Annotated in this window: 23 protein-coding genes and 1 pseudogene; 8 read left to right on the top strand and 16 right to left on the bottom strand. The window is 63.6% G+C overall.

Annotated features, from left to right (window positions below):
• Positions 1-19: 19 nt before the first annotated feature.
• The 4 genes from CBW66_RS02585 to CBW66_RS02570 all read left to right on the top strand — a co-directional run bounded on the left by CBW66_RS02585 (position 20) and on the right by CBW66_RS02570 (position 4,403).
• Positions 20-706: a response regulator gene (locus CBW66_RS02585; RefSeq protein WP_086138436.1), complete on the top strand. Its 687-nt coding sequence runs from the start codon at positions 20-22 to the stop codon at positions 704-706.
• Positions 703-2,091, top strand: coding sequence for a HAMP domain-containing sensor histidine kinase (locus tag CBW66_RS02580; RefSeq protein WP_086138435.1), 1,389 nt, complete (start codon positions 703-705; stop codon positions 2,089-2,091). The genes CBW66_RS02585 and CBW66_RS02580 overlap by 4 nt, the downstream gene beginning before the upstream one ends.
• A gap of 118 nt (positions 2,092-2,209) precedes the next feature.
• Positions 2,210-3,805: an ATP-binding protein gene (locus CBW66_RS02575; RefSeq protein ID WP_086138434.1), complete on the top strand. Its 1,596-nt coding sequence runs from the start codon at positions 2,210-2,212 to the stop codon at positions 3,803-3,805.
• On the top strand, positions 3,792-4,403 hold the full coding sequence (locus tag CBW66_RS02570; protein ID WP_086138433.1) for a response regulator transcription factor: 612 nt from the start codon (positions 3,792-3,794) through the stop codon (positions 4,401-4,403). The genes CBW66_RS02575 and CBW66_RS02570 overlap by 14 nt, the downstream gene beginning before the upstream one ends.
• A gap of 16 nt (positions 4,404-4,419) precedes the next feature.
• Here the strand turns inward: CBW66_RS02570 and CBW66_RS02565 are convergent, their stop codons facing one another.
• The 4 genes and pseudogenes from CBW66_RS02565 to CBW66_RS02550 all read right to left on the bottom strand — a co-directional run.
• Positions 4,420-5,520 (bottom strand): glycosyltransferase family 9 protein, encoded by a 1,101-nt coding sequence (locus CBW66_RS02565; RefSeq protein ID WP_086138432.1) that lies wholly within the window; start codon positions 5,518-5,520, stop codon positions 4,420-4,422.
• Positions 5,521-5,555: 35 nt separating this feature from the next.
• Positions 5,556-7,289 carry a lipid A export permease/ATP-binding protein MsbA gene (gene msbA / locus CBW66_RS02560; RefSeq protein WP_086138431.1) on the bottom strand — a complete coding sequence of 578 codons (1,734 nt, stop codon included), beginning with the start codon at positions 7,287-7,289 and terminating at the stop codon, positions 5,556-5,558.
• A gap of 50 nt (positions 7,290-7,339) precedes the next feature.
• The gene (locus CBW66_RS02555; RefSeq protein WP_086138430.1) at positions 7,340-8,551 is read right to left on the bottom strand and encodes an O-antigen ligase; all 1,212 of its coding nucleotides are present in this window, start codon (positions 8,549-8,551) and stop codon (positions 7,340-7,342) included.
• Positions 8,552-8,805: 254 nt separating this feature from the next.
• Positions 8,806-10,044 (bottom strand): annotated as a pseudogene (locus tag CBW66_RS02550) (malic enzyme-like NAD(P)-binding protein); the annotation flags it as partial.
• 206 nt (positions 10,045-10,250) lie between these two features.
• Between CBW66_RS02550 and CBW66_RS02545 the strand changes: the two are divergent.
• From CBW66_RS02545 to CBW66_RS02535, 3 genes are all read left to right on the top strand, one after another.
• Positions 10,251-11,276 carry a LacI family DNA-binding transcriptional regulator gene (locus CBW66_RS02545; protein WP_086138428.1) on the top strand — a complete coding sequence of 342 codons (1,026 nt, stop codon included), beginning with the start codon at positions 10,251-10,253 and terminating at the stop codon, positions 11,274-11,276.
• Between the two features lie 126 nt (positions 11,277-11,402).
• Positions 11,403-11,882 (top strand): hypothetical protein, encoded by a 480-nt coding sequence (locus tag CBW66_RS02540; protein WP_205701167.1) that lies wholly within the window; start codon positions 11,403-11,405, stop codon positions 11,880-11,882.
• A gap of 66 nt (positions 11,883-11,948) precedes the next feature.
• Complete coding sequence (locus tag CBW66_RS02535; protein WP_152281584.1) at positions 11,949-12,488, top strand: hypothetical protein; 540 nt, start codon at positions 11,949-11,951, stop codon at positions 12,486-12,488.
• Here the strand turns inward: CBW66_RS02535 and CBW66_RS02530 are convergent.
• The 12 genes from CBW66_RS02530 to CBW66_RS02475 all read right to left on the bottom strand — a co-directional run bounded on the left by CBW66_RS02530 (position 12,464) and on the right by CBW66_RS02475 (position 23,585).
• Positions 12,464-13,087, bottom strand: coding sequence for a LysE family translocator (locus CBW66_RS02530; protein WP_086138427.1), 624 nt, complete (start codon positions 13,085-13,087; stop codon positions 12,464-12,466). The genes CBW66_RS02535 and CBW66_RS02530 overlap by 25 nt on opposite strands.
• Positions 13,088-13,162: 75 nt before the next feature.
• Positions 13,163-13,939: an AraC family transcriptional regulator gene (locus CBW66_RS02525; RefSeq protein ID WP_086138426.1), complete on the bottom strand. Its 777-nt coding sequence runs from the start codon at positions 13,937-13,939 to the stop codon at positions 13,163-13,165.
• A 2-nt stretch (positions 13,940-13,941) separates the two neighbouring features.
• Complete coding sequence (rng, locus tag CBW66_RS02520; protein WP_086138425.1) at positions 13,942-15,405, bottom strand: ribonuclease G; 1,464 nt, start codon at positions 15,403-15,405, stop codon at positions 13,942-13,944.
• A 43-nt stretch (positions 15,406-15,448) separates the two neighbouring features.
• Positions 15,449-16,069: a nucleoside triphosphate pyrophosphatase gene (locus CBW66_RS02515; RefSeq protein WP_086138424.1), complete on the bottom strand. Its 621-nt coding sequence runs from the start codon at positions 16,067-16,069 to the stop codon at positions 15,449-15,451.
• 8 nt (positions 16,070-16,077) lie between these two features.
• Entirely contained in the window at positions 16,078-16,548 is a 471-nt protein-coding gene (gene rlmH / locus CBW66_RS02510; protein ID WP_034747108.1) for a 23S rRNA (pseudouridine(1915)-N(3))-methyltransferase RlmH, read from the bottom strand.
• A gap of 6 nt (positions 16,549-16,554) precedes the next feature.
• Positions 16,555-17,244, bottom strand: coding sequence for a ribosome silencing factor (gene rsfS / locus CBW66_RS02505; RefSeq protein WP_086138423.1), 690 nt, complete (start codon positions 17,242-17,244; stop codon positions 16,555-16,557).
• The gene (gene nadD / locus CBW66_RS02500; RefSeq protein WP_086138422.1) at positions 17,245-17,940 is read right to left on the bottom strand and encodes a nicotinate (nicotinamide) nucleotide adenylyltransferase; all 696 of its coding nucleotides are present in this window, start codon (positions 17,938-17,940) and stop codon (positions 17,245-17,247) included. It lies immediately after the preceding gene.
• The gene (hemF, locus tag CBW66_RS02495; protein ID WP_086138421.1) at positions 17,937-18,851 is read right to left on the bottom strand and encodes an oxygen-dependent coproporphyrinogen oxidase; all 915 of its coding nucleotides are present in this window, start codon (positions 18,849-18,851) and stop codon (positions 17,937-17,939) included. Before hemF ends, nadD begins: the two co-directional genes overlap by 4 nt.
• A 129-nt stretch (positions 18,852-18,980) precedes the next feature.
• Complete coding sequence (locus CBW66_RS02490) at positions 18,981-20,531, bottom strand: class I SAM-dependent methyltransferase (RefSeq protein WP_170932957.1); 1,551 nt, start codon at positions 20,529-20,531, stop codon at positions 18,981-18,983.
• A 70-nt stretch (positions 20,532-20,601) separates the two neighbouring features.
• Positions 20,602-21,417, bottom strand: coding sequence for a hypothetical protein (locus tag CBW66_RS02485; RefSeq protein ID WP_139841662.1), 816 nt, complete (start codon positions 21,415-21,417; stop codon positions 20,602-20,604).
• Positions 21,418-21,530: 113 nt separating this feature from the next.
• Complete coding sequence (purD, locus tag CBW66_RS02480) at positions 21,531-22,799, bottom strand: phosphoribosylamine--glycine ligase (RefSeq protein WP_086138418.1); 1,269 nt, start codon at positions 22,797-22,799, stop codon at positions 21,531-21,533.
• 60 nt (positions 22,800-22,859) lie between these two features.
• Entirely contained in the window at positions 22,860-23,585 is a 726-nt protein-coding gene (locus CBW66_RS02475; protein ID WP_086138417.1) for a YebC/PmpR family DNA-binding transcriptional regulator, read from the bottom strand.
• A gap of 143 nt (positions 23,586-23,728) precedes the next feature.
• Between CBW66_RS02475 and CBW66_RS02470 the strand changes: the two genes are divergently transcribed.
• Positions 23,729-26,212: an alkaline phosphatase gene (locus tag CBW66_RS02470; RefSeq protein WP_230492046.1), complete on the top strand. Its 2,484-nt coding sequence runs from the start codon at positions 23,729-23,731 to the stop codon at positions 26,210-26,212.
• Positions 26,213-26,320 lie beyond the last annotated feature (108 nt).

Raw genomic sequence — 26,320 nt, 5'->3', positions numbered from 1 at the left:
CGGTGGTTTAATACTCACCATGAAGATATTGCTGATTGAAGATGATATGGACCTGGGCAACGGCGTGCGGATCGCCTTGCGCGACCAGGGCATGCAAGTGGTCTGGGTGCGCAGCCTGGAGGATGCGGCGCGCAGCATCGAGCACGACAGTTGCGAACTGGTGCTGCTGGACCTGGGCTTGCCCGATGGCGATGGCCTCGATTTGCTGGCCCGGCTGCGCGCGGCCCGCTTGCCGGTGCTGATCCTCAGCGCCCGCGACACGCTGGAACAACGCTTGCGGGGCCTCGATGGCGGCGCCGACGACTACCTGGTGAAACCGTTTGTGCTGGCCGAATTGCTGTCGCGCGTGCGCGCCCTGGCGCGCCGCAGCTATGGCTTCGACGGCGACACCATCGAGTTGCGCGGCCTGCTGCTGCAGGTGCCCACGCGCCGCGTCAGCGTGCATGGCCGGCCCGTGGAGCTCACTGCCAGTGAATATGCCCTGCTGAAGACCTTGCTGATGCGCGCCAACCGGGTCATCACGCGCCGCGTGCTGGAGGAACATATCCTGCCAGGCGGGCTGGCGAATGCCAGCAATACCTTGGATGTGCATATGGGCAACCTGCGCCGCAAGATAGGCGATGGCTATATCCGTACCGTGCGTGGCGTCGGCTATGTCATCGATCAGCAGAGCGAGACATCCACTCCGCCAGGCAGCGGCGCATGATGTGGCGTTTCTGGCAGATGTTGTGGCGCCCCACGCTGGTGCGCCGCCTGATGATGGCGCAAATGCTGATGCTGACCGTATTGTGGAGCCTGGCGGTCGCCTACGTGCTGGTCGAGGGCACGGGCGAAGCGAGCAATGTGAGCCGCGGCGTGCTGCGCGCCATCATCAGCGTGGCCGACAACCTGGCCGACCAGCCGCAGCGTCAGCAGCAAAGCCTGCATGCGATCGACGAGGCTTTGCGCGAAGAGTTTGAAACGGGCCAGCTGACGGAACTGGCGCCGCGCATCCTGGTCTGGCGCGAAGGCCAGCTGGTCTACAAGTCGCACGATGCGCCCAGCGGCATCCGCAGCGCCGGTCCCGTGCAGATGGAGGTGGTGTACGTCAAGGGCCAGCCCTGGCGCAGCCACAGCCTGGCCGAGGGCGCCACGCGCGTCACCGTGCTGGAGGCGGGCGGGCCATGGCAATTTTTCGTCACCATCAATTCACACGGTTATTATTTGCTGCCGCTACTGATCAGTTTGCCTTTCCTGCTGTTGCCGGCCTGGCTGTCGATCCGCCTGGCCATGCGCCCGTGGCGCAAGGTGGCGCAGGAGGTGGCGGCGCGCGGCCCGCAGGACTTGCGTCCGCTGGCCTTCAAGCCACCGCACGGCGAGCTGGCGGCGCTGGTCGACAATATCAATGCCTTGCTGCAGCGCGTCGATGCCAGTGCCGCGCGCGAGCGCAGCTTCATCACCGATGCCACGCATGAGCTGCGCACGCCGCTGGCGGCCATGCGCGTGAATGTCGAGGCCTTGCAGGGCCAGACGCATGATGCGCGCCAGAAGGAACTGCTGGATGGCATCCTGAACAGCGGCAACCGCGCCGCGCGCCTGGTGGGCCAGCTGCTGCAGCTGACGCGCAGTGAAGTGCAGGCGGGCGCGGGCGAGCTGCCGCGGCGGCAAGCGCTCGATGCCTTGCTGCAAGACCGCCTGGCAGCCCTGTCCGGCCTGGCCCAGGCGGGCGATATTGAACTCGAATTGCAAGCCAGCGTCTCGCTCAGTGTGCCTGGCCAGCGCGAGAGTCTGGTGTCGCTGATCGACAACCTGGTGGAAAACGCCATCAAGTACAGCCCGCGCGGCAGCAGCGTGACGGTGTCGCTGCATGCGGAGCGGGGCCAGGCCGTGTTGCATGTGGCCGATCAGGGACCGGGCATCGCCCCGGCACTGTATGACCGCGTGTTCGACCGCTTTTTCCGCGCGCCGCAGCAGGCGCAGCCAGGCAGCGGCCTGGGCTTGTCCATCGTCGCTTCCGTCGTGCGCCAGCATGGCGGCACGATTCAATTGCACAGCGGTAACGGCGGCCTGGGCTTGCTGGTGGAGGTACGCTTGCCGCTGGCCGCAGCCTGACCGCGCTGGCGCGCCTTGCGATATTGCATGAAGATTATCTCATGTGCCTATAACGCAAGATGGCATGGCGTGGCGCACGCTTGGGAGGCATAATGCAGGACAGTTAAAAAACACCGTTATGCGCCCATTCCTGTCCCGCTACCTGCCGTATCCCGCCTTCGTCGGCCTGTACCTGCTGTTTGACTGGGCGACCTATATCGACCCGATGTATGGGCTGAACATCACCCCGTGGAATCCGGATCCCGCGCTGGGCCTGGTATTTTGGCTGATCCACGGCCGCAAGGCGGCGCTGCCCTGGTTCGTCGCTCTGGTGGCCGGCGAGGTGCTGGTGCGCGGCATGCCGGCAGGCTTGCCCCTGACCTTGCTCTGTTCGGCATGGCTGGTGCTCGGCTATGGCGGTATCGGCGCCGTCTTGCGCCGCAGTTTCAGCAGCAGCGACATCTTCGACAACCGGCGCCGCCTGAGCGCCTGGGTCCTCATCGTGCTGCTGGGCACCACGCTCAATGCGCTCGGCTATATTTCCTTGCTGTCGCTCACGGGACGCATACCGGCCGGCGAATGGGGCACGGCAGTGTGGCGTTTCGGCATCGGCGACACGGTCGGCATGCTGGTGTCGATGCCGCTGATCTGGGTGCTGTTCAGCGAACGCGGGCGTGAGCGCCTGCATGCCGCCGTCTGGCGCTGGGAAACCCTGGCGTACCTGGCCCTGGCCTGCTTCGTGCTGTGGAGCGTCTTCGGTTCCATCGTGCGTTCCGAATACAAGCATTTCTATTTTTTGTTTCTCCCCGTGATCTGGGCCGCCTCGCGCCAGGGCTTGCATGGCGCCGTGCTGGCCGTGTTTGTATTGCAGTTATGCATCATTACCCTAGTGAAATGGACGCATGCCGTCGATATCCAGTTTTATGAATTGCAACTGCTCGACGCCGTGCTGGCGCTGGTGGGTTTTTTTATCGGCATCGTCGTCGATGAAATGCGGCAGGTGGCCGACGAACTGAAGCACACGATGCGCCTGGCGGCCGCCGGCGAAATGGCGGCCGCCCTGGCGCACGAGCTGAACCAGCCGCTGACGGCCTTGTCGACCTATGGCAAGGCGTGCGAATACCTGCTGGAACGGGGCGAGAGCGGCGCCTTGCTGCAAAGCGCCATCGGGCACATGATCGTTGAATCGGGACGCGCCGCGGACGTGGTGCGCCGCCTGCGCGACTTTTTCCGCACCGGCGCGATGCAGCTCGAGGCGGTGCAGGCGAGCGCCCTGATCGAGGGCCTGGCGCGCCAGTTCACGCCGCTGTTCCATGAGCATGGCATCGAGCTGGTGCTGGCGCCGCCGTCGCCGCTGGCCGTCAATGCGGACCGCCTGCAAATCGAACTGGTATTGCGTAACTTGCTGGCCAATGCACAGGATGCGGTGATGGGACAGCCGCGCGGCCAGCGCCGCATCACGGTGTCGGCCGAGCCGCTCGAGGGCGGGCGGCTGCGCCTGTCCGTGGAAGACAGCGGGCCCGGTATTTCCAACAGCCTGGCCGCGCGCCTGTTCGAGCCGTTCGTCTCGACCAAGGCCAGCGGCCTGGGGCTGGGGCTGGTACTCAGCCGCAGCATCGTCGAAGCGCATGGCGGCCAGCTATGGGCCGAAGTGGGCAAGCATGGTATGTTTCGTTTTATCCTGCCCCTGGCGCACGCCAGTGCGGGCGCCAAGGGAGAGTATGGTGACAAGTAATTTGACGGTGTTTATCGTGGACGACGATCCCGCCGTGCGCGATGCGCTGGGTTTGCTGTTGGGCATACGCGGCTACCGCACGGCGCTGTTTTCCTGCGGCGAGGATTTCCTGCACAGCTGGCGGCCCGAGTGGGCCGGCTGTCTGCTGATCGATATCCGCATGTCGGGCATGGATGGCCTGAGCCTGCAGCGCCGCTTGCTGGCGCTCAAATGCATGCTGCCCATCATCATCATCACGGGGCACGGCGACGTGGCCTTGGCACGCCAGGCATTCAAGGCGCAGGCCAGCGATTTCCTGGAAAAACCATTTGACCACGACAAGCTGCTGGCCGCCATCGATGAAGCGTTTTCACGCGAGGCGCATGCGCGCGGCCAGTTGCAGCGCCAGGTGGAAGGGCTCGCCTTGCTGCGCGCCTTGACGCCGCGCGAGCGCGAAGTGATGCATCTGGTGGTGACGGGCCAGCACAACCGCGATATCGCGCCGGCGCTCGGTATTTCCGTACGCACGGTGGAAGTGCACAAGGCGCGCCTGATGGACAAGCTGGGCGTCGATAATGTGGCCGACCTGGTGCGCATCAGCATGCTGGGCACCGGCTAGCCGAGGGGAGAGTTCTCTAGGCGATGGCCTTCAATACATGATCGCTTGAAATCGCCTTGACCCAGTCGCTGCGCCGCGCCACCGTGATGACGGTGCTGTTGGCGCTGTCGAAGGGGGCCCATTCGGGATTCTTCTTGCGCATCAATGCCACTACGGGCACATGCACGGCGTTCGCCAGATGCATGATCGATGTTTCCACTGAAATAATCAGGTCGCATTGCGCCAGCATGGCCGGCAGTTGGAAAAAGTTGTCGACGGCACTGAAGGCCTGCGTACGCGGCAAGTTGTGCGCCTGCACGACGGCATCCACCTTGGCCAGTTCCTGCGGCATGGCATTGATCAGGAAGCACGCATGCTGCCATTTCGGCATCGCTTGCATGCGCGTGATCAGATCGGCAATACGCTCGAGGGGCCAGCCGCGTTTGTGCGACTTGGCAAACGGGTTCAATAGCACGAGCGGACCCTGGCGCGGGGCAAAGCCCCAGGCGGCCAGCTGCTCCTGCGCCTGCCGCAATGCGTGCTCGGGAATGTGCACGAAGGGATAGCGTTCGGCCACGGGAATGTCGAGTCCCGTCAATTGATGGAACCAGTCCGCATACACGCTGCTGATATGGTGTTCGCCGGCATCCTGTCCCGCATACGAGGCCAGCACGGCATCGATCTTGCGGTAGGCCAGGTAATGCCAGGGGCGTAGCGGGCTGAACGGCTTGCGCGTGCCGATCACCAGCCCGTGCGGGCTGATCGCGCGGGCAAGGTCCGCATATTGCTGTGGCCGTACATGGGCCAGCGACACGACGACAGGATAGTGCTCCGCCTTGGCTTCGCGCAGCGACTCTTCGTACAGCGCGGGGCTGTAAGTCTTGCGGTACACCTTGGCGAACAGGCCCGACTGTTCCACCCAGTCGTACAGCGAATAGGTGCGCAAGCTTTCCCATTGTTTGGCGTCGGACGTGCGTCGGACTTCGTCGACCCACAGGTGGATCTGGATATGCGGGTAGGCCGCGGCAAAGGCGCGGAAGCCGTTTTGCAGATAGGTGAAGTCTCCCAGCGCCAGATGGGCGATGAACAGAATTTTGTCCGACTTTTGTAGCAGTTCGGCGGGAATCAAAGGCGTCATGTATCAGTACGATTTCAGGTATTCATTCGGTGGTGTCATAGCACTTGCTGGGAAAATTGCAGGCGATGCAGATTGGCATAGGCGCCGTTGGCGTCCAATAATTGCTGGTGACTGCCGGTTTCCATTATTTTCCCGTGTGACAATACCACGATACGGTCCGCACGTTCAATTGTTGATAGTCGATGAGCAATAACTAAGGTGGTTTTTCCTTGCATCAGGTGTTCCAGTGCCGCTTGCACGGCCCGTTCCGCCTCCGTGTCCAGTGCCGAGGTGGCTTCATCGAGGATCAGGATGGGCGCATCCTTGTAAATGGCGCGGGCAATGGCCACGCGCTGGCGCTGGCCGCCGGACAGGCGCGAGCCATTGTCGCCCAGGCGCGTTTCCAGGCCGTCGGGCAAGCCGTCGATGACGTCCGACAGGAAGGCTGCCGCGGCGGCCGCCTCAATGCGCTGCCGGTCCGGGGCCGCATCGCCATACGCGATATTGGCGGCCAGGGTATCGTCGAACAGCACCACCTGCTGGCTGACCATGGCGATCTGGCTGCGCAGGCTGGTCAAGGCGATGGCATCGATATTCTGTCCATCGAGCAAGATTTCACCACTGCTGGCCGAGTAAAAGCCGGGCAGCAGACTGACCAGCGTCGATTTGCCGCCGCCGGACATGCCGACAAAGGCGACCGTTTGTCCTGGCGCGATGTTCAGGTCGATGTGTCGCAGGGCCGGTTCCGGATGTCCGGGGTAGGCAAAGCTCACGTCCTTGAACTCGATGCGGCCTTCGCTGCGGCCGGCCAGCGGCTTGCCGCCCGTGCGTTCCGGCGTCTTGTCGATCAGCAAAAAGACTTCCTCGGCGGCGGCCATGCCGCGCTGCAGGGGACCGTTGACTTCGGCCAGTTGCTTCAAGGGCGTCAGCAGCATCAGCATGGCCGTGATGAAGGATACAAAGCCGCCGACCGTGATCTGCCCCTGCTCCGACTGGAACAGGGCCATCACGATGACCAGGGCTACGGCAGCGGCCGTGATCACCTGCGTGATGGGCACGGTGGCGGAAAAGGTCGTGGTCATGCGCATGCTGTAGCGGCGCAATTGTTCGGCGCGCTCTTCGAAGCGCGCTTTCTCGTAGGCCTGGCCGCCGAAGATCTTGATCACTTGTTGCGCGCGCGTGGTTTCTTCGATGACCTGGGTCAGCTCGGCATTGACGGCCAGCGAGTCGCGGTTGAGTTTTTTCAGGCGCTTGCCCGTGGTGCGTACGACGATGGTCAGCACGGGCAGCAGCACCAGGGTCACCAGGGTCAGTGCCCAGTTCAGGTACAGCAGCCACGCCAGCAAGCCCAGCACGGTCAGCGAGGAGCGCACGATCGAGGTAAACACCTTGGTCACCATCTCGATGATCTGCTGTACTTCGAACATGATGGAGTTGATGACCTTGCCCACAGTGTGCGTGTTGTAGAAGTCGATGGGCAAGTTCAGCATGCTGGCAAACATCCTGCGCCGCAATTCGTTGAGGATGCGCGTGGAGACATAGCTCATCAGGTAGCTGCTGGCAAACGTCGACGCGCCGCGGATGGCAAAGATGCCGATGACGATCAGCGGCACCAGCCAGTAGGAAAAACGCACTTTGCCGCCAAAACCATTGTCGAGCAGTAGCTTGAGCGCATACGGCAGCAGCGGTTCCGTGCCCGCCGTGACGACCATCGCCAGCAGGGCTAGGGCCAGGTGTTTCTTATAGGGCGCGTGCAGCGCGGTCAGGCGCTTCAGGTCAGGCGTGAGCATCGGTATGGTTCCTTGCAGGGGACAGCAAAACGGTCAGGCGAAAAACGAGCTCAAGCGGTGCGCTCTTGCTGGCGCAACAGGGCCCACAATATCACCATCGGGAAGACCAGCATGATGATGCCGATATTCAGGGTTAGCGAGCTCGTCGTCAGGCCAAAAATCATGTAGCAGGTGCATAGCACCACGCCGGCCAGCGCGAACGGCCTGGCGCTGCCAGAGCCGTGACGCAGTGCTCGCACAAACAGCGCCAACGGCACGAGGAAGAGCGCCAATAAGGCCAATACGCCGACGATACCGCGTTTGACGAGTGCATCGAGGTAATCATTATGGGCGTTGGTGTAGTCTTTGATGCTGGCGTCCATTTTGCCCCCCTCCGCAAGCTTTTGCTTGGCGGCAAGGTAGCCGCTGCGGCCCATGCCAAGCCAGATATGCTCATCGGAAAGAGCCCATGCGGTACGCCACATTTCCATGCGTTGGCCGATGGACGTCGTCGCATTATCGTTGTCTTTGAATTCTTTGATGTCCTCTACCGCGGCCTTGACGCGTTGCGGTACGGGGGAGTCGGGCAGCATGTAGGCAGATATGGACACGGCGACAAGTGCGCTCATCAGAGCGCCCAGGTAGTAAGTGCTGCGGCCCTTCGAGTAATAGAAGGAAAACACGCAGCCGCAGACGGGCAAGGCCAACCAGCCGCCACGGCTGCCACTGATGATGGAACCGAGGATGCCCGCCACGCCACCGGCCAGTAACAAGCTGATCCATACCAGGCGATAGCTGCTGGCCCGCGCCCAGCCCAGACCGCAGAGGCATAACATCCCCAGCAGTATGCTCACGTTGCCATAATGGATGGCATTGCTGGTGGCGGCCTGAGGACGGGGCATGTCAAGCATGAGCAGTTGCCAGGATGCAAGAGCGGCACCGCCAATGGCGCCGACAGCCAAGCCGCCCCACCATGCGGCCGCACGGGGCGGATAGGCGATCAACAGCAGCATGACGGGCGCCGCCAGCAGCGCGCGCAGGGGGATGTCGAGTTCACGGGCCGGATCCGCGTGGTACAGCATATTGGCCGTGAAAACACAGAAATACAGCAACAGCGTGCCCAGCAGTAGATAATCCTGGCGTTGCAGGTTCAGGCGGGGACGTTTCCATAGCAACCAGCTGCTGGCCAGCAGAAGAACCAGCGCGCCAAGGGAATATCCGCTGGTGACAGCCAACGCCAATGCCGAAAAGAGAAAAACACAAACAGAGGTCAAGCCGAGCATGAATATCCTTGGTAACGCACGTCGTCGCCATTATGGCAACTGTAGCAACATAAAGCAGGCGTCATTGTAATCGAAGGTTCATACAAAAACGCCGACGCAAAAGTTGCTGCCTGGAAAGTAATTAGCCAAACCCAAGGGTATAAACGAAAAAACCATGGTTTTGACCCATGGTTTTTTTGTAAGCAATGGTAACTTACTGTAATTTTATTAAGGCCGGCGAATCTTTCTTGTGCCGATCAGGCCAGCGTTGGCACGCGCGTCGCCACGCCGGTGGCGATGGCCGCTTGCGACACGGCAGGCGCGACCCAGCTGCGCAGACGCTCGTCGAACGGCGACGGGATCAGTTGCAACGGCGTCAGGGCGCTGCTCTCGTGGCCCGGCAACGGCTCCTTGGCCAGCGCGGCGATGGCGCGCACGCAGGCCAATTTCATCTCTTCATTGATGGTGGTGGCGCCCACGTCGAGCGCGCCGCGGAAGATGTACGGGAAGCACAGCACGTTGTTGATCTGGTTCGGGTAATCCGAGCGGCCCGTGGCGACGATGGCGTCGTCGCGCACGGCGTGGACCTTTTCAGGGGCGATTTCCGGATGCGGATTGGCCAGGGCGAAGATCAACGGCTTGGCGGCCATCGATTCGACCATCTGTGCGCTGACCACGCCGCCCTTCGAGACGCCGATGAAGATGTCGGCGCCGACCATGGCGTCGGCCAGGTCGCGGTCGCTCGTATCGTTCGCGTAGCGCGCCTTGTTCTCTTCCATGTTGGCATCGCGGCCCGGGTAGATCACGCCCTGGCTGTCGCACACTTTCAGCAGCGACTTGTTCAGGCCCAGCGAGACGAGCAAGTCCAGGCAGGCGATCGAGGCCGCGCCGGCGCCCGAGACGGCCACTTTCACGTTGCCGATATCCTTGCCCACCAGTTCCAGGCCGTTCAGGATGCCGGCCGCGACGATGATGGCCGTGCCATGCTGGTCGTCGTGGAAGACGGGAATGTTCATGCGCTTGCGCAATTGCTGCTCGATATAGAAGCAGTCGGGCGCCTTGATGTCTTCCAGGTTGATGCCGCCGAAGGTCGGCTCCATGCGCACCACGGTGTCGATGAACAGGTCGGGATCGTTCTCGGCCAGCTCGATGTCGAACACATCGACATCGGCGAACTGCTTGAACAGGCAAGCCTTGCCTTCCATCACCGGTTTGCTGGCCAGCGGGCCGATATCGCCCAGGCCCAGCACGGCCGTGCCGTTGGTGATCACGGCCACCAGGTTGCTGCGCGACGTGTAGGTGCCGGCCGTGCGCGGATCTTCCACGATGGCTTCGCAGGCGAAGGCCACACCCGGCGAGTACGCCAGGGTCAGGGCGCGGGCGTCGCCCAGCGGTTTGGTTGGCGTAACGGAAATCTTGCCGGCGCGGGGTTCCGCGTGATAGGCGAGGGCGGCTTCTTTCAGGTTGAAGGTTTCGCCGTTCTGTTCGGCGTGCTTGCTGTGGGAAGTAGACATAGGAATTCTGGAAGGGGCAACCAGGCCCAAGTGGTAAGTCCGAGCCATGGTATGCAAGCGTTTGCACGCTGTCAAGGCTGGAATGTACTTAAGCGTACCAAAACCGCTTTGGGCAACGGCTTTATTTCAATGCAAGCGTTTGCTCGGTTTTTGACGAAATGGGGAATTTTTACGATAAAATCACAGTATTGCGATCCGGGAAGCCCATGACAAACAAGAACCCCACCTTAAGCGACGTTGCGCGGGCCAGCGGCGTGCACTTTTCCACCGTGTCGCGCGTGATGAATCCGGCAACGCGTCAAATGGTCAGCGCCGAGGTGGCCGCGCGCGTGCTGGCCGAAGCGGGCCGCCTCGGCTACCGGCCGAACCGCGCCGCTTCCACCCTCGTCACGCGCAAGTCGCGCATCATCGGCGTGGTCTTGCCTGACATCACCAACGCTGTTTTCCCGCCGATTTTGCTGGGCATCGAAGAAGGCTTGCGCAAGCATGGCTACCTGGCCATCGTCGCCAACGTGGGCGCCGACGAGGAAGAGCAGCTGTTCGTCATCAACCGCCTGCTGGGGCAGCAGGTCGATGGCCTGATATTGGCTACCGCACGGCGCGACGATCCCGTCATCAAGATGTGCATCGACCAGAATGTGCCCGTCGTTACCGTCAACCGCAGCGACGAGACGGGCGTGGCTTCCTGCGTCGTCAGCGACGACGCGGTCGGCATGCGCCTGGCCGTCGAACACTTGCTGGCGCTCGGTCATCGCCATATCGCGCACATTGCCGGCCCGGAAAACCTGTCCACGGGCCACGTGCGCCGCCTCGGTTTCCTGGCCGCCATCCAGGCCAGCGAACTCGATCGCTCGCAAGCGTTCGTCTTTGAAAGCAGCGGCTATTCGCGCGAATGCGGCAAGGCGGCCCTGCTGGAACTGCTGCGGCAATCGCCGCAAACGACGGCCGTGGTGACGGGCAGCGACCTGGTGGCCCTCGGCTGCTACGACGCCATCCGCGAACTGGGCTTGAGCTGTCCCGAAGATATTTCCGTGGTGGGCCACAACGACATGCCTTACATGGACATGATCCGTCCCCCACTCACTACCATCCGCATCCGCCACCACGGCATCGGCACGGAAGCGGCCCGGCTGATCCTGCAAACCATCGCCTCGCCCGATTCCCCGGTGATCGACGTGCGCCTGAAGCCCGAGCTGGTGGTGCGCGAGTCGACGGCGCCGCCGCGCGCCTGAGCCTGCCACTTGTTGCCCATCTTTTGCCAGAGTATGTTTAAATCTTGATATTGATATTGATCAAGACAACGCCATGCAGACGACAGATAGGCGACAACGGCGGCAAGCACAGCAGGGAGGCCGCTGATGCCGAAGAATTTCGGCATGCCCGGCAACGCCTGGCGCTATGCACTGGACAGCGACTATGGCTATTGTTCTCCCCTGCTTGACGGCATCGAGTTTGAAAACCAGTGGGTCATCATCCGCGAATCGGCCATCCGCATCCGCGCCGGCTATGCCTGGGATGGCTGTTCGCCCTGTATCAGCGTGCTCGGCCTGTTCTATGTGGGCACGCCCGATGGCGCGCAGCACCTGGGCCTGCCGGCGACCTATCACGCCAGCCTCGTGCATGACGTGCTGTGCCAGTGGCGCGCCGAGATTCCCGTCACCCGCGCGCGCTCGATCGCCATTTTTTACCAGTTGCTCAGGGAAGTGCGCTTCCCGCTGGCGGGACTGTATGCGGGCGCCGTCCACCTGTTCGGGCCGCGGCGCGGCTTCATGCAGCCTGGCACGCGCGCCGCAGTGGCCGCCCCGCACCCGCCAGGCGCGACATTCAAGCGGCGCTAACGCCGCCGACGACGCGCCATGATGTTAAACTGGCGCCCCTCATTGTTTCTCTTGCCCTCTACCGCCATGACCAAAACCAACACGCCTTCCCCGAAACGCCGCGAAGAGGGCGTCGCCAAGCTGACCGTCAATCCTTTTCTGGACGCCGAATTCTATGCGCGCATGCGCGACTATACGGAGCGCGATGCGGCCATCATCAAGGAATTGAAGGCGATCGCCGAGATCCGCGCCGGCAACAAGCAACCCGATCCCCGTCTGGCGCCGTCGCTGCAGGCATTGCGCGATACCGTCAAAAAAGGTTTGACCTTTGGCGAGATGCTCGACCGCATCGCAGCCGGCAAGGAAAAAGGCTTGTGGGAACCGTGGATGACGACTTTCGGCATCGAAATCCGCGCCGTCAACTACGGCGCCGGCCCGCGCAACGCCTGCCTGGTGCTGGACCTGGCCGCCAACGCGCCAGCGCACGCGATGTTCGCCAAGGCCGGCATCCAGAACTGGCGCAGCCTGGCCGCCGACGACTGCTCCGTCGTGCGCTCGGAAAAGGCGACGGAAACGTCGCCATTGAAAGTGTATGCCGTGTTTTACCTGGACCCGCTGCCGGCCTGAACCAGAAGCACCACCGCCAGCACGATCAGCATCACCCCCGACAGCCGTTCCAGCAACGGCAGCGCGCGCGCAAAGCGCTGGCGCAGGGCGCTGCTGCCGATGGCCAGCGCCACCGCCATATCCCACGCCAGCACGGCGCACACCATCCACGCGCCATACCCCGCCATCGCAGCGGGGCTCGTCTGCCTGGCGGTCAGCACGGTGGCGAGGCTGACGTAGAACAGCGCATTCTTCGGGTTCAGGATGGCGGACATGAATCCCATCACGAGACCGCCGCGCCAGCGCGTCTTGCCGCTGGCGGGCTTTGCATCCAGTCTGCTCTTGCCCGCATGGCGCAGGAACAGCCAGCCCAGGTACAGCAGATAGGCGCATCCGGCCAGCCGCACCACCGTGAATGCCGTACTGCCCGCCTGCAGCACCGACAGTCCGCCAAACGCCGCCACGATAAACACCGCATTGGCCACGGTAATGCCCACGCACGTGCCGGCGGCGGCGCGCCAGCCGTGGGCCAGCGAGGTGCGCGCGATCAGGAAAAAATCGGGACCGGGCGACAGCAGGGACAGAAAGTGGGCGGCGGCGATGAAGAGGAAATCCTGCATGTAAGTCGGCTCCGGCAATGGCGATGCGCGAGTATGCAGGGGCTGGCGGCAGCCCGTATTGAAGAAAATTGCAGCTTAGCGGTAGCGTCCCGGCGTAATGCCCGTATGGGCTTTGAACACGCGCTGGAAATGGCTCTGGTCGGCGAAGCCCAGCTCATGCGCCAGCTGCGCCAACGCCGTCCCTGCCTGCAAGCGGCTGCGCGCGCGGTTCACGTGCGCGTTCAACTGGTAGGCATGCGGCGTCATGCCCGTGGCGGCGCGAAAGACGCGAATCAATTGATACGGGCTCAAGCCTGCCGCTTGCGCCAGTTGCCGCAGGCTGGCCGAGGGGTGCGCCCGCAGCGTTGCGAGCACGGGCGCCAGCTGCAGCGGCACGGACTTGCGTTCCGAGGGCAGCAGGTCTGCACGGGCGCTGGCGCAAGCGCCCAGGAACGCCAGCAGCGCCGCATTTTTTTCACTTGCGCCCGCCGTTGAAAACAGCAGCGCATGCATGGCGCAAAACTGCGCGTACCGCAGCGGGCAGTGCAACACCGTCGCCGTATCGCCATCGAGCGCCGGCGCGTGCGTTTGCAGCCATTGCGCATCGAGATGCAGCATCTGGTAGCTCCAGACGGTGTCAGGCAGGGGATTGCAGGCGTGCACGCAGCCGGCCGGCACCAGCACCAGGCTGCCATTGCCGAGGGCCACCTTGCCGTCTTTGCTGCCCGTAAAGATGCTGCCGCCTTCGTCGACGGCACCGATGGAAAACGTGGGATGGCTGTGCGGCTTGTAGCACGCCCGGCTGCGGCAGGCGCGCCGGCTTTCCACATGGGGCAGAGCCGGGTCGCGCCAGAAGCCGGTGCTGCCCGGCATGGCTACATCAGGATCACGTCGTACTGCTCCTGGTGGTAGGCGTTCTCCACCTGCAGCGAGATTTTCTTGCCGATGAAGTCGCCCAGCATGGCCAGGTGCTGCGATTCTTCTTCCAAAAACAGGTCGACCACTTCCTGCGAGGCGAGGATGCGGAATTCGCGCGGGTTGAACTGTTTTGCCTCGCGCAGCAGTTCGCGCAGGATTTCATAGCAGATCGTGCGCGAGGTTTTCACTTGGCCCTTGCCGGCGCAGGCGGGGCACGGTTCGCACAGGATGTGGGCCAGCGATTCGCGCGTGCGCTTGCGCGTCATTTCCACCAGGCCCAGCGGCGAGAAATTGCTCACCGAGACCTTGGTGCGGTCGCGCGACAAGGTGCGTTTCAGTTCGGCCAGCACGGCGTTGCGGTGCTCGGCGTTGTCCATGTCGATGAAGTCGAGGATGATGATGCCGCCCAGATTGCGCAGGCGCAGCTGGCGCGCGATGGCGTGCGCCGCTTCCAGGTTGGTCTTGAAGATGGTATCGGCAAAATTCCTGCCGCCGACAAAGCCGCCCGTGTTGACGTCGATGGTGGTCATCGCCTCCGTCTGGTCGACGATCAGGTAGCCGCCCGATTTCAGGTCGACCCGGCGGCCCAGCGCGCGCAAAATCTCTTCTTCCACGCCGTACAGGTCGAACAGGGGGCGCTCGCCCGTGTAGTGCTGCAAGCGCGTCAGTTCGCTGGGCGTGTAAATTTCCGCGAATTCGCGCAGTTTGATGTAATTTTCCCGCGAGTCGACCTGGATGGTGGCCGTTTCATCGCCGACGAAGTCGCGCAGCACGCGCTGCGCCAGGCTCAAGTCCTGGTGCAGCAGGCTGGTGGCGGGACGCGTGCGCGCGCCGTGCGTGATGGTGCTCCAGGTCTTGCGCAGGTAGTCGACATCCGCCTTCAGGTCCGCGTCGGACGCGTCTTCGGCCATGGTGCGCACGATGTAACCGCCTTTTTCATCGGGCGGCAGCAGGCTTTGCAGGCGCGTGCGCAGCAGTTCGCGCTCCGCTTCCTTTTCGATTTTCTGCGAGATGCCGATGTGCTTGTCTTGCGGCAGATACACCAGCATGCGCCCGGCGATGGAAATCTGCGTCGACAGGCGCGCGCCTTTCGTGCCGATCGGGTCCTTGATCACCTGCACCGTCAGCACCTGGCCGTCGAACAGGATTTTCTCGATCGGGGTGGGCGTGGCGTTCTGGCCGTCGTGGCCGCGCGCTTCCCAGATGTCGGCCACGTGCAGGAAGGCCGCGCGTTCCAGGCCGATGTCGATGAAGGCCGATTGCATGCCCGGCAACACCCGCACCACTTTGCCGGAATACACATTGCCGGCCAAGCCGCGCGTGAGCGTGCGCTCGATGTGCAATTCCTGCACGGCGCCCTGCAGGATGAGGGCGACGCGCGTTTCTTGCGGCGTGATATTGATCAGGATGTCTTCGTTCATGGAGGCGCGGGAGTGGAGGCAACGAATGACATCATACCCGGGATCAGGGCAGGGGCAAACCTGCCAGCCGCAGCAACTGTGCGGTTTCGTACAGCGGCAAGCCCATGATGCCGGAATGGCTGCCTTCGATATGCTCGACGAACAGCGCGGCGCTGCCCTGGATGCCGTAGCCGCCGGCCTTGTCGTAGGGTTCCGGCGTGGCGCAGTAGGCGGCGATCGAGGCGGGCGAGAGCACGCCGAAGCGCACTTGCGACACCTGCGTGCGCTGCTCGGCGAAATCCTTGTAGTGCACGGCGATCGAAGTCAGTACCTCATGCGTGCGGCCCGACAGCTGCTGCAGCATCGCCACCGCTTCCGCCCGGTCGGCAGGCTTGCCGAGGATGGCGCCGTCGATGGTGACGGTGGTGTCGGCCGCCAGCACGGGGCGCGGGGTCAGGTGGCGGCGGCGCACCAGGTCCCAGGCGAAGGCGGCTTTTTCATTCGACACGCGGGCGACATAATCGAGCGCCGATTCGCCGGGAAGGACTTCCTCGGTGACGTCGGCGCCGCGCGGGCCGTCGCTGCGCAGCAGCAGCAATTCGAAATCGACGCCGATCTGGCGCAGCAGTTCGCGCCGGCGCGGGCTCTTGGAGGCGAGGTAGATCTTGTGATCAGCCGTTTTCATGGGGGAGTTCAGACACGGTGGTAGGGGTGGTTTTGCGTGATCGACCAGGCGCGGTACAGCTGCTCGGCAAGGATCACGCGCACCACGCCGTGCGGCAGGGTCATGCTGGAAATGCGCAGCATGCCTTCGGCACGTGCCTTGAGTTGCGGATCGAGGCCGTCGGCGCCGCCGATCAGGAAAGCCGTGTCGCGGCCATCCTGCTGCCACGCCATCAACTGCTGCGACAGGCCGACGCTGGTCAGGTCCTTGCCGCGTTCGTCGAGGGCGATGATGCGCACGCCCTTGGGCAGGACGGCTTCGATGCGTTCGCGTTCCAGCGCCATCGCCGTGGCGGCGGTCTTGCTGCCGGAACGCTCCACCGGCTTGATTTCTTTCAGCACGATGCGCAATTCAGGCGGCATGCGCTTCGCGTATTCCGCGAAGCCCGTCTCTATCCAGGCCGGCATTTTATGGCCGACCGCAGCGATGATGAGCTGCATCGAGGCTTACGCTTCGACTTTTTTGATACGCTTGATCACGGTTTTTGCCGGTGCGGCATCGGCTGCCGGCTTGGCCGCGCGTGGGGCGCGCACTTTTTTCTCCGGCAGCGCTTTCAGCGCTTTTACGGCAGCTGCTTCGGTCTTGGTAGGCGCGACTTTCACGGTCTTGCCGACGGCTTTGGAAACGGCGGCTTTTTTCGCCGGGGCTTTCTTGGCGGCGGTGGCAGCCGTGGCTTTCTTCGCCGGTGCTTTCTTTTCAATCACCGGCGTCGCTTCCACATTCGCCTTGCTTGCCGCCAGATGGCCGCTGACCTTCTTCGGCTCGTCGCCGGCGGCCTTTTTAGGCGCGCGCTTGGCGGCGCCCAGCTTGACCGGCTTGTCGCCCCAGATTTCTTCCAGGCGGTAGTAGGCGCGGATAGGCGCTTGCATGATGTGGACGATCATGTCGCCCAGATCGACCAGCACCCATTCACCGGTTTCCTCGCCTTCCATGCCGATGATCTGGCCGCCGGCGTCCTTGACCTTGTCGCGCACCGAGGCGGCCAGCGCCTTGGTTTGACGGTTCGAGGTGCCGGAAACGATCGCGATGCGGTCGAACAGGCTGGTCAGGTGACTCGTTTCGAAGACGGCGATGTCTTGGCCTTTGACGTCTTCAAGGGCGTCAACGACGAGGGTTTGCAGTTTTTTGATGTCCATTTAGCTTTTGTATAAATTATGTTGTTCAATATAGTCTAGCACTAGCGGGGAAACAAGCGGGTTTGCCCGATTCCCCCGTTGTAATGCCGCACGTATTTCGGTGGCGGAGATATCCACCGCGAAGTCCTGTGCCAGATAAGTCAGACCGTGCGGCGTGTTGCGGATGCTTTCCAGAGACCCCAGGCGGCGCGAAAATGCATCGGCGACCACTTGCGGCACTGCTGTGTCATTCAGCGCGAAGCCGGGGCGGGCCGCGACGCAGATATGCGCGTATTCAAATAATTGCTGCCATTCGCGCCATGTCGCGAGGCGCTGCAGCTGGTCGGCGCCCATCAGGAAAACGATTGAAGCGCGCGGTCCCAGCTCGGCGCGTACCTGGCGCAAGGTATCGATGGTGTAGCTGGCCTGGCCATGTTCGCTGCGCTCGATTTCCTGGCGGTCGATCACCACGGGCAGGGGCAGGCCGGCAAAAGCCAGGCCGGCCATCTCGGCGCGCTGCTGGCCGGTGGCACCCAGGCTGCCTTTTTGCCAGGGCGCGCCGGCCGGAATCACGCGCAGTTCATCGGCGTGCAGCAGGCTGGAAAAATGCGTGCCCAGCGCGACATGGCCCATGTGCACCGGATCGTAGCTGCCGCCCAGCAGCGTCACGCATGCCGTACTGCCCGCCGTACTACCCGCCGTGCCAACTTCCGTCACGCCTGCAGCCAGTCGCGATGCACGAGGAAGTCGGTGTACAACGCCGCTTCGGGACTGCCCGCTTCCGGGTGCCAGTCGTAGCGCCACTTGACCACGGGCGGCATCGACATCAGGATCGCCTCGGTGCGTCCGCCTGATTGCAGGCCAAACAGGGTGCCGCGGTCGAACACCAAGTTGAACTCGACATAGCGTCCGCGCCGGTAGCACTGGAAATCGCGTTCGCGTTCGCCGTAGGGCGTATCCTTGCGGCGTGCCACGATCGGCACATAGGCGTCGATGAAGGCGTCGCCGGCGCTGCGCAGCATGGCAAAGCTGTCGTCAAAGCCCAAGGCATTGAAATCGTCGAAGAAGATGCCGCCGGCGCCGCGCGCTTCGCGCCGGTGCTTCAGGTAGAAATAATCGTCGCACCATTGCTTGAACTTCGGATGCAGTTCCTCGCCAAACGGTGCCAGCGCATCGCGGCACACCTGGTGAAAGTGCTTCACGTCGCCCGCGTCGCCATAATACGGCGTCAAGTCCATGCCGCCGCCGAACCACCATACGGGTGCGCCGTCGGCATTCACGGTGCTGAAAAAGCGCACGTTCATGTGCACCGTGGGCGCGTAGGGATTGCGCGGATGCAGCACCAGCGACACGCCCATCGCTTCCCACGCCTTGCCGCCGAGTTCAGGGCGCGCGGCAGCGGCCGATGGCGGCAGTGCGGCGCCGGTGACGTGCGAAAAATTCACGCCGCCCCGCTCGAACACATTGCCTTCCTCGATCAGCCGCGAAATACCGCCGCCGCCCTCGGGGCGCTGCCACGTATCGGTCAGGAAGGGCTTGCCGTCCTGCGCTTCGAGCGCCTGCACGATACGGCTTTGCAAATCGAGCAAATAAGCCTTGACGGCCGAAGGAGAGGGAGTGGACGACATCGCGTGGGCCGACGAGGCCGAAATAAAAAAGTAAGGACGGATTGTACCCTGTTACGCGTTTTTGTGATAGGGCGGCGCTTGCGCTGTGGTTTTGGGCTGGCCGCGCACGCCGTCCGCTGCCAGCGCCTTCTACAGCACGCGCAATTGCTGCAGCACGGGCAGCGTGTCCCGCATGAATTCCTCGATGGCCGCGTTGAGCAGCTGCTGGTGCGCCGCCTCGTCGGCGCATGCAGCGCCATCCTTGAGCAGGCGGCGCCCGCAGCGCGCCATGGCGGTGGCCGCCTGCGCCTGCAGGGTGGCCAGGTCCGGCTGCTCCTGCTCCTGGGTCAGCAGCGAAAACAGCAGCCGGTCGATGAATTCCGTATCGATACCGCTGCCGGTCAATGGCGAGCACAGGATGTGGTAGTCGTCGCCGTAGCGCAGCTGCGCGCCGACGGTCTGGTTCAGGCGGCGCGCGGCCGCGTCGCCGCTGCCGGCGTGCGCCTGACTCGGGAAATACATCACGACCTGGCCGCCGGTGACGAGCATGGCCGCCACCTCCGCCAGGCTTTGCACGCTCTGTCCGGGCAAGGAGGGCAGTGCGGCCAATTCGGCCAGGCTATGCGGGCCGTTGGCCAGCGCGTCGCAGACGGCGCCGTAGACCTGCTCGTTGCCTGTCACTACGCCCGCCTTGGTCTGGAAGGTAAAGGTCATTTTTGCGCGCGGTACCAGCATGGCCAGGTGCACGTCGGCGTAACATTCGGCCTGGCGCACGGCCCCCATGCGGCGCGCGCCCCGTACCAGCACGTCCTTGCGGAAGCTGGTATTGAGAAAATAATCCTTCATCGTTTCGCGCATGGCCGCATCGGGCAGCAGGTCGATGGTGGCTTGCTGGTCGGCGTTCAGGTACAGCTCGGGAAAGGCAAACGGCAGGTCGGCGGAGCCGGCAAAATCGAGCTTGGCGCGCGCCACATCGCGCATCACGTCGGCGTGGTACAGCGGTTCCCAGTCCTGGTTCAGATACTCATGCACGCTGTAATGGGGATCGCTGTTGATGAGCGCATTGAGGCGCGGCGCGAGTGCGGGATTGTCCGCGATGTAGCCGGCCTGCAGATTCTGCAACTGTTGCACATAGGCGATGCCAGCCTGCATTTGCCTGTCGCTGCGACCGGGGAAGCTGGCGGCAAACTCCAGCAGCAGGCGTTGCAGCGGCAGGGCGGAACTCCATCCCGGCATGGCGTTATAGCTGAGCGAAACGATGCCGCCCGGTTTCAGGTAGCGCGCGATGAAGTCGACGATATGCTGGCGGTTCTCCCGGCTCACCCAGGTGTAGATGCCATGCAGGGTAATGAAGTCGAACTGCGGCAGATCGGCCACGCGGCCCTGCGCCAATTCTTCAAAGCTGTTTTCCAGCAGGGTCAGATTGCTGGACTGGGCCTTTGCGGCCAGGGCGCGTGCGCCGGCGACATGGGCCGGATTGAAATCGTTGCCGTAGAACCGGCCGTTGGCATTGGCGGCGGCCAGTACGTTGAGCGTCTGGCCGCGCCCGAAGCCCAGTTCAAAGTAGGTGTAGGGTTGATCCAGGGGGACAGGTTCGATGCCGTTGAGGATACAGCTGAAATTGAGGTGATGCGGACTCAGGTCGCTGTAAAAACCGTTGGTGTACTCGATATCCGACACGTATCCTTCATTCCAGGCCATGGCTTCCCCGCATTGGTGGCAAAACGGCAGTATGCCATCATGACCGCCGGCGCGGGAAGTGCGCTGCGGTTCAGCGCGCCGGCGGCGCGGCGCTGTCCTGCTCCACGGTGACGGACAGGTCCGGCCCGGCACCGAGCAGGCGCGCACTTTCCACGGCCTGCGCGGCACGCTGCTGCAGGTCATGCCGTTCGGCGCCCTGCTCAGCGGTGGCGGCGACGGGAGGGGGCGCCTGCTTGCTGATCATGGCGCTGGCCGCAAAGGCCAGTACCAGCAGTATCAGCGCGGCCCTCACCCACGTTCCCGGGCGCGCATAGGCGGGGCGTTCCCGGCGGGCCTGGCGCGCGGCGGCGTCGACGATGATGACGGCCAGTTCCGAGCCGCGCTGGCGGGCGCGCAGGCGCAGCGCTGCAAATTGGGGCGCGGACAAGGTGCCCTGTCGGAGCATGTCGCACAGGGCGGCAACCGGCGAGGCGAGCAGGCGGTCCGTGGGCAAGCTGGCGTGCGCGGCGTCGCGCTGCCACTGGTCGAGCAGGTCCTCGTCGTACAGGGTATCGATGGCCTGGCGGTTGACTTGCCGCAGCGCGTCAGCGGCCAGTTGCTGGCGCTCGAGCAGGGCCGCGCCGCCATGCTGGCGCGGCAGGTCGCGCACCCGCTGCAGGAAGTCGTGCTGTGGCAGCAGGTCCGTGCGCAGCAGCCATGCCAGGGTGTCGACCAGCCCCGCGTCAGTAGCCAGCTCCGGCACGTCGATATCCTCTTCTTCGTTATGGCTGCGTTGCAGTTCGATAATGTCCAGTTCGGCGATGGCGTCGTCGAGTTCATCGTCCGTGATCAGGCCGAGCTGGCGCACTTGGGTGAGGGCGGGGTGGGGTTGGCTGGGGCTGGACATGGGCTGCATCTTAGCGCAAAGCCGGTTTTCCCGGTGCGCCAATATGAACGGGGCCGGGGCGGATGACTTCCGCGCCGGCCCCGCCGTTTGCCGCAAAGCGGCGTGCTGGGTGCTTAGTGCTTCAGGCCGCGCCAGCCGATGTCGCGGCGGTACTGCGCGCCGTCGAAATGGATTTTTTCCACGGTCTCATATGCCTGCTTCTGCGCCATCTTGATGCTGTCGCCCAGGCCCACCACACACAGCACGCGCCCGCCGTTGGTGACCAGGCGCTCGCCGTCGATGCGGGTGCCCGCATGGAAGGTGACGGAGTCTGGCGTTTCGGCCGGGATGTCGCCGATCGCCGTGCCTTTCACAGGATCGTCCGGATAGCCGGCGGCGGCCATGACGACGCCGACGGCCGTGCGGCGGTCCCATTCCAGTTCCACGGCGTCCAAGGTGCCGTTGACGGCGTGTTCCATGACGGTGACCAGGTCGGTTTTCAGGCGCGCCATGATCGGTTGCGTTTCCGGGTCGCCCATGCGGCAGTTGAATTCCAGCGTCTTCGGCGTGCCCTTGTCGTCGATCATCAGGCCCGCGTACAGGAAGCCCGTGAACGTGATGCCATCCTTGGCCATGCCCTGGATGGTCGGATTGATGATTTCGCGCATGACGCGCGCATGCATGGCCGGCGTGACGATCGGTGCCGGCGAATATGCGCCCATGCCGCCCGTGTTCGGGCCCTGGTCGTGGTCCTTCAGGCGTTTATGATCCTGGCTGGTGGCCAGCGGCAGGATGTTCTTGCCGTCGCACATGACGATGAAGCTCGCTTCTTCGCCGGCGAGGAATTCCTCGATGACGATGCGCGCGCCGGCGTCGCCGAACTGGTTATCGGACAGCATCATGTCGACCGCCTGGTGCGCTTCTTCCAGGCTCAATGCAACGACGACGCCCTTGCCGGCGGCCAGGCCGTCGGCCTTGATGACGATGGGCGCGCCCATGGCGTCGACGTAGGCGTGCGCGGGAGCGACCTCGGAAAACGTCTGGTAGGCGGCCGTCGGGATGCCGTGGCGCTGCATGAAGGCCTTGGCGAAGTCCTTCGACGACTCCAGCTGTGCCGCTTCTTTCGTCGGACCGAAGATTTTCAGGCCGCGCGAGCGGAACAGGTTGACGATGCCGGCTGCCAGCGGCACTTCCGGGCCGACGACCGTCAGGCCGATGTGTTCCTGCTGAACGAAATCGGCCAGCAATTGCGGGTCGCTGATGTCGAGATTGACCAGGCGCGCATCGCGCGCGGTGCCGCCGTTGCCCGGCGCGACATACACCATCTGTATGCGTTCGGACTGGGCCAGTTTCCAGGCCAGGGCGTGTTCGCGGCCGCCAGAGCCGACTACCAGAATTTTCATAGGGACCGTTCGTTCAGTGTGGGTTGCAGGGCGGCGCTGCCGCCCTTGTGTGCAGAGTGATTAATTCTCAATGAGGGCGTTGGTGAACACTTCCTGGACGTCGTCCAGCAGTTCCAGCGCATCGATCAGCTTTTGCATCTTGATGGCGTCGTCGCCCGAGTACACGGTTTCCGTTGCCGGTTTCATGATGACTTCGGCCACTTCGGCCTTGAAGCCGGCCGCTTCCAGCGCTTCCTTGACGGCGGCGAAATCGTGCACGGGCGTGACCACTTCGAAGCCGCCTTCTTCATCGGCGATGACGTCGTCGGCACCGGCTTCCAGGGCCGCTTCCATCAGCTTGTCTTCATCGGTGCCCGGCGCGAACAGCAGCTGGCCGCAGTGCTGGAACAGGAAGGCGACGGAGCCTTCATTGCCCATGTTGCCGCCGTTCTTGTTGAAGGCGTTGCGCACTTCGGCCACCGTGCGGACCTTGTTGTCGGTCATGCATTCGACGATGACGGCCGCGCCGCCCACGCCGTAGCCTTCGTAGCGCACTTCTTCGTAGTTGGCGCCATCGACGCCGCCGCTGCCGCGGTTGATCGCGCGCTGGACGTTGTCTTTCGGCATATTGGCGTCAGCCGCCTTGTCGACGGCCAGGCGCAGGCGCGGATTGGTGATGGCGTCGGCGCCGCCCATGCGGGCCGCGACCGTGATTTCCTTGATCAGGCGCGTCCAGATTTTGCCGCGCTTGGCATCGGTGGCAGCCTTTTTATGCTTGATATTGGCCCATTTGCTATGTCCTGCCATGTCGAATCTTCCTTAGACGGGTGTTCAATTGTGGCCGACATTTTAGCATATCGGCCCCTTGCGAAGCGGCATGGCCGCGTCATCAGGATGACACAATCTGTTGCTAAAGTGACGCGCTTTCACCATATCGAGGGCGCGACATCATGGCAAGTCAAATGGACAGGCGGCAATTTCTGAAATTGGGCGGCTTTATCACCGTGTCGGTGGCCACTGTCGGCCTTGCCGCCTGCGGCGGCACCGATCACAGCGATCCTGGCGTGCCGCTGGCCTCGGGCAGCGACTGGAAATTCCCGCAAAGCGTGGCTTCGGGCGACCCGCGCGCCGACAGCGCCATGCTGTGGACGCGCGTCGTGCCCGCCAGTTTCGACGCCGTCGCGCCTGCGGTGGCCGGCAAGTCGGACGTGGCCGTGCGCCTGATCGTCAGCGCCAGCGACAATACGTCCGCCCTGGGCAGCAATACGGCCCTGTTGGGTACGCCCATCGTCGACGCCAAGCTGCCCCTGAAAGCCGATTTCGACAACACCCTGCGCCACAAGGTGACGGGTCTGCAGTCGGGCCAGGTGTATTTTTACCAGTTCATCGCCGGCGACGTGCGTTCCAACGTGGGCCGCTTCAAGACGGCGCCCGCCGCCACGGCCGATGTATCCCAGCTGCAGTTCGCCTACCTGACGTGCCAGGACTGGAGCATCAACCACTGGGGCGCGTTGTCGCACATCGCCGCCAACGAATCGCTCGATTTCATCGTCCACCTGGGCGATTACATCTATGAAACGGTGGGCGAGGCCTTCCAGAGCGGCGCCGTGGAAAGCCGCCACGACCAGCTGAAACTGCCCGACGGCACGTATAAAAGCGGCACGTCCGGCGCGAAATACGCGACCACGGTGGCCGATTACCGCTACCTGTACAAGAAATACCGCACCGATACGCGCCTGCAAGCCGTGCATGAACGCTTTGCCTTCATCGCCATCTGGGATGACCATGAATTCACGGACGACGCCTGGCAGGACGCGTCCACCTATGAAGGCATCGTGGCGACCGACGGCAGCGATTTGCACCAGCCGGCCCGCCGCCGCAGCGCCAACCAGGCGTGGTTCGAATACATGCCGGCCGACGTCACGTTCGATAGCGCCGCGACAACGTTCCAGAATATCCAGATTTACCGCGATTTCCAGTTCGGCAAGCTGATGCAGCTGGTGATGACGGACGAGCGCCTGTACCGCGCCGACCATGCGATCGCCGAGTCGACCATCAATCTCGCCACGGGCAAGCCGCTGGGCAGCATCGGCAGCCGCTACCTGGTGCCGCAAGCGCTGTTCGACAGCGTGGAAGGGCAGAAAATGGCGGCCGCCACCAAGGCCGGCGCCGATCCGCTGGCGGCAGTGGGCATGCTGGGCAGCACGCAGCGCGACTGGTGGAAAGGCAAGATGAAGGCGGCCACCTCAACCTGGAAGCTGTGGGGCAATGAAGTGTCCCTGCTGCGCATGGGCTTGAATGGCACGGATGCGATTGCCACCTTGCTGGCGCTGAGCGCGATGTCGAATGTGGGCCAGGCCATCGCCAGCACCCTGCCATTGGTGGGCGGCAGCGTGCCGCTGGCGTCCGCCATTGTGGCAGCTTCCACGGCGGGCGCGGCGCAAAACGTTGCGCAGGCGGCGGCCATGGCGATTGCCGGCGCGCCCGCCAACGCCGGCGCGCAGGGCGCCGCTGCCGTGGGCGCCGGCTTGAGCGCGGCCCAGGCCGGCATCACCGTAGCCGCCTACAACAGCGCTTCGCCGGCCGCCGCCGCGCAAGTGATCGCCTTCGGCTGGATCAAGCCCGACGTGCAGGCCAAGGGCGCCGCGTCCAGTTTTGTGGCCGCATCGGGCCAGCAAGCGGCGCTGGCGCCGTTCTTCACGCGCTTCCTGCTCAATTGCGACCAGTGGGATGGCTACAACAGCGAGCGCAAGAATCTGATGGCGCACCTGAAAAACAATGCCATCGGCAATGTGGTGGCGATCACGGGCGATATCCACTCGTTCTTTGCCGGCACCGTCAGCGACGATTTCGACGCGGCCGGTGGCGGCACGCCCGTCATGGTGGACCTGGTCTCGGCCGGCGTCAGCTCGGATTCCTTCTTCAGTTACCTGAAGTCGGCCGCCGGCAGCATGGGCGACATCGGCACCCTCGTCAGTTATCCGCTGGCCATTCCCGTCACGGGCCTGGGCACGGTCAACCTCGACGTCAACCTGCTCGACTACACCATGGGCAAGGTCGCGCCCACCGTCGACAGCCTGCTGGAGCAATTGCGCGTGCAGCTGCGCGGCGCGTTGGCCGCCAAGAGCGTGCCGGAAGCCCAGCTGGACGCGACGGTCGCCGCCGTACAGGCTGGCTTGAAAGCGAGCACTGACTTCAGCGTGACCCTGCTGGGCCTGGCGCAGCAATTGTCCGGCCTGGGCAACAATCCGTGGATCAAGCATTTGAATACGGATGCGCAGGGCTACACGGTGGTGACCTTGACGCCAGGCAAGCTGGTGGCGCAGTTCAAGCAGGTGAATAAACTGATCGGTACGGCGGCGCCGTCGAACGTGATTGCGCGGGTGACGACGGCGACAGTGACGGCGGGCGCGGCGGCGGTGGTGGTGGCGTAAAGGGGAGGTCGGATTAGCGCGGCCATGCCGCGCGTAATCCGACAACATGGTTGGCGGGGATGGGGGGCGGGTTACGTTGCGGTAGTGTTGGGTTACATTGCGGTGGTG

The organism is Janthinobacterium sp. GW456P (genome assembly GCF_002127655.1).
GTDB lineage: Bacteria > Pseudomonadota > Gammaproteobacteria > Burkholderiales > Burkholderiaceae_D > Janthinobacterium.
This window is presented reverse-complemented; position numbering and strand designations above follow the sequence as displayed.

Bases quoted from the DNA above. Each gene is read 5' to 3' on its own strand.
- CBW66_RS02585 (WP_086138436.1), top strand. From the start codon at position 20: ATGAAGATATTGCTGATTGAAGATGATATGGACCTGGGCAACGGCGTG.
- CBW66_RS02580 (WP_086138435.1), top strand. From the start codon at position 703: ATGATGTGGCGTTTCTGGCAGATGTTGTGGCGCCCCACGCTGGTGCGC.
- CBW66_RS02575 (WP_086138434.1), top strand. From the start codon at position 2,210: ATGCGCCCATTCCTGTCCCGCTACCTGCCGTATCCCGCCTTCGTCGGC.
- CBW66_RS02570 (WP_086138433.1), top strand. From the start codon at position 3,792: ATGGTGACAAGTAATTTGACGGTGTTTATCGTGGACGACGATCCCGCC.
- CBW66_RS02565 (WP_086138432.1), bottom strand. From the start codon at position 5,520: ATGACGCCTTTGATTCCCGCCGAACTGCTACAAAAGTCGGACAAAATT.
- msbA (WP_086138431.1), bottom strand. From the start codon at position 7,289: ATGCTCACGCCTGACCTGAAGCGCCTGACCGCGCTGCACGCGCCCTAT.
- CBW66_RS02555 (WP_086138430.1), bottom strand. From the start codon at position 8,551: ATGCTCGGCTTGACCTCTGTTTGTGTTTTTCTCTTTTCGGCATTGGCG.
- CBW66_RS02545 (WP_086138428.1), top strand. From the start codon at position 10,251: ATGACAAACAAGAACCCCACCTTAAGCGACGTTGCGCGGGCCAGCGGC.
- CBW66_RS02540 (WP_205701167.1), top strand. From the start codon at position 11,403: ATGCCGAAGAATTTCGGCATGCCCGGCAACGCCTGGCGCTATGCACTG.
- CBW66_RS02535 (WP_152281584.1), top strand. From the start codon at position 11,949: ATGACCAAAACCAACACGCCTTCCCCGAAACGCCGCGAAGAGGGCGTC.
- CBW66_RS02530 (WP_086138427.1), bottom strand. From the start codon at position 13,087: ATGCAGGATTTCCTCTTCATCGCCGCCGCCCACTTTCTGTCCCTGCTG.
- CBW66_RS02525 (WP_086138426.1), bottom strand. From the start codon at position 13,939: ATGCCGGGCAGCACCGGCTTCTGGCGCGACCCGGCTCTGCCCCATGTG.
- rng (WP_086138425.1), bottom strand. From the start codon at position 15,405: ATGAACGAAGACATCCTGATCAATATCACGCCGCAAGAAACGCGCGTC.
- CBW66_RS02515 (WP_086138424.1), bottom strand. From the start codon at position 16,069: ATGAAAACGGCTGATCACAAGATCTACCTCGCCTCCAAGAGCCCGCGC.
- rlmH (WP_034747108.1), bottom strand. From the start codon at position 16,548: ATGCAGCTCATCATCGCTGCGGTCGGCCATAAAATGCCGGCCTGGATA.
- rsfS (WP_086138423.1), bottom strand. From the start codon at position 17,244: ATGGACATCAAAAAACTGCAAACCCTCGTCGTTGACGCCCTTGAAGAC.
- hemF (WP_086138421.1), bottom strand. From the start codon at position 18,851: ATGTCGTCCACTCCCTCTCCTTCGGCCGTCAAGGCTTATTTGCTCGAT.
- CBW66_RS02490 (WP_170932957.1), bottom strand. From the start codon at position 20,531: ATGGCCTGGAATGAAGGATACGTGTCGGATATCGAGTACACCAACGGT.
- CBW66_RS02485 (WP_139841662.1), bottom strand. From the start codon at position 21,417: ATGTCCAGCCCCAGCCAACCCCACCCCGCCCTCACCCAAGTGCGCCAG.
- purD (WP_086138418.1), bottom strand. From the start codon at position 22,799: ATGAAAATTCTGGTAGTCGGCTCTGGCGGCCGCGAACACGCCCTGGCC.
- CBW66_RS02475 (WP_086138417.1), bottom strand. From the start codon at position 23,585: ATGGCAGGACATAGCAAATGGGCCAATATCAAGCATAAAAAGGCTGCC.
- CBW66_RS02470 (WP_230492046.1), top strand. From the start codon at position 23,729: ATGGCAAGTCAAATGGACAGGCGGCAATTTCTGAAATTGGGCGGCTTT.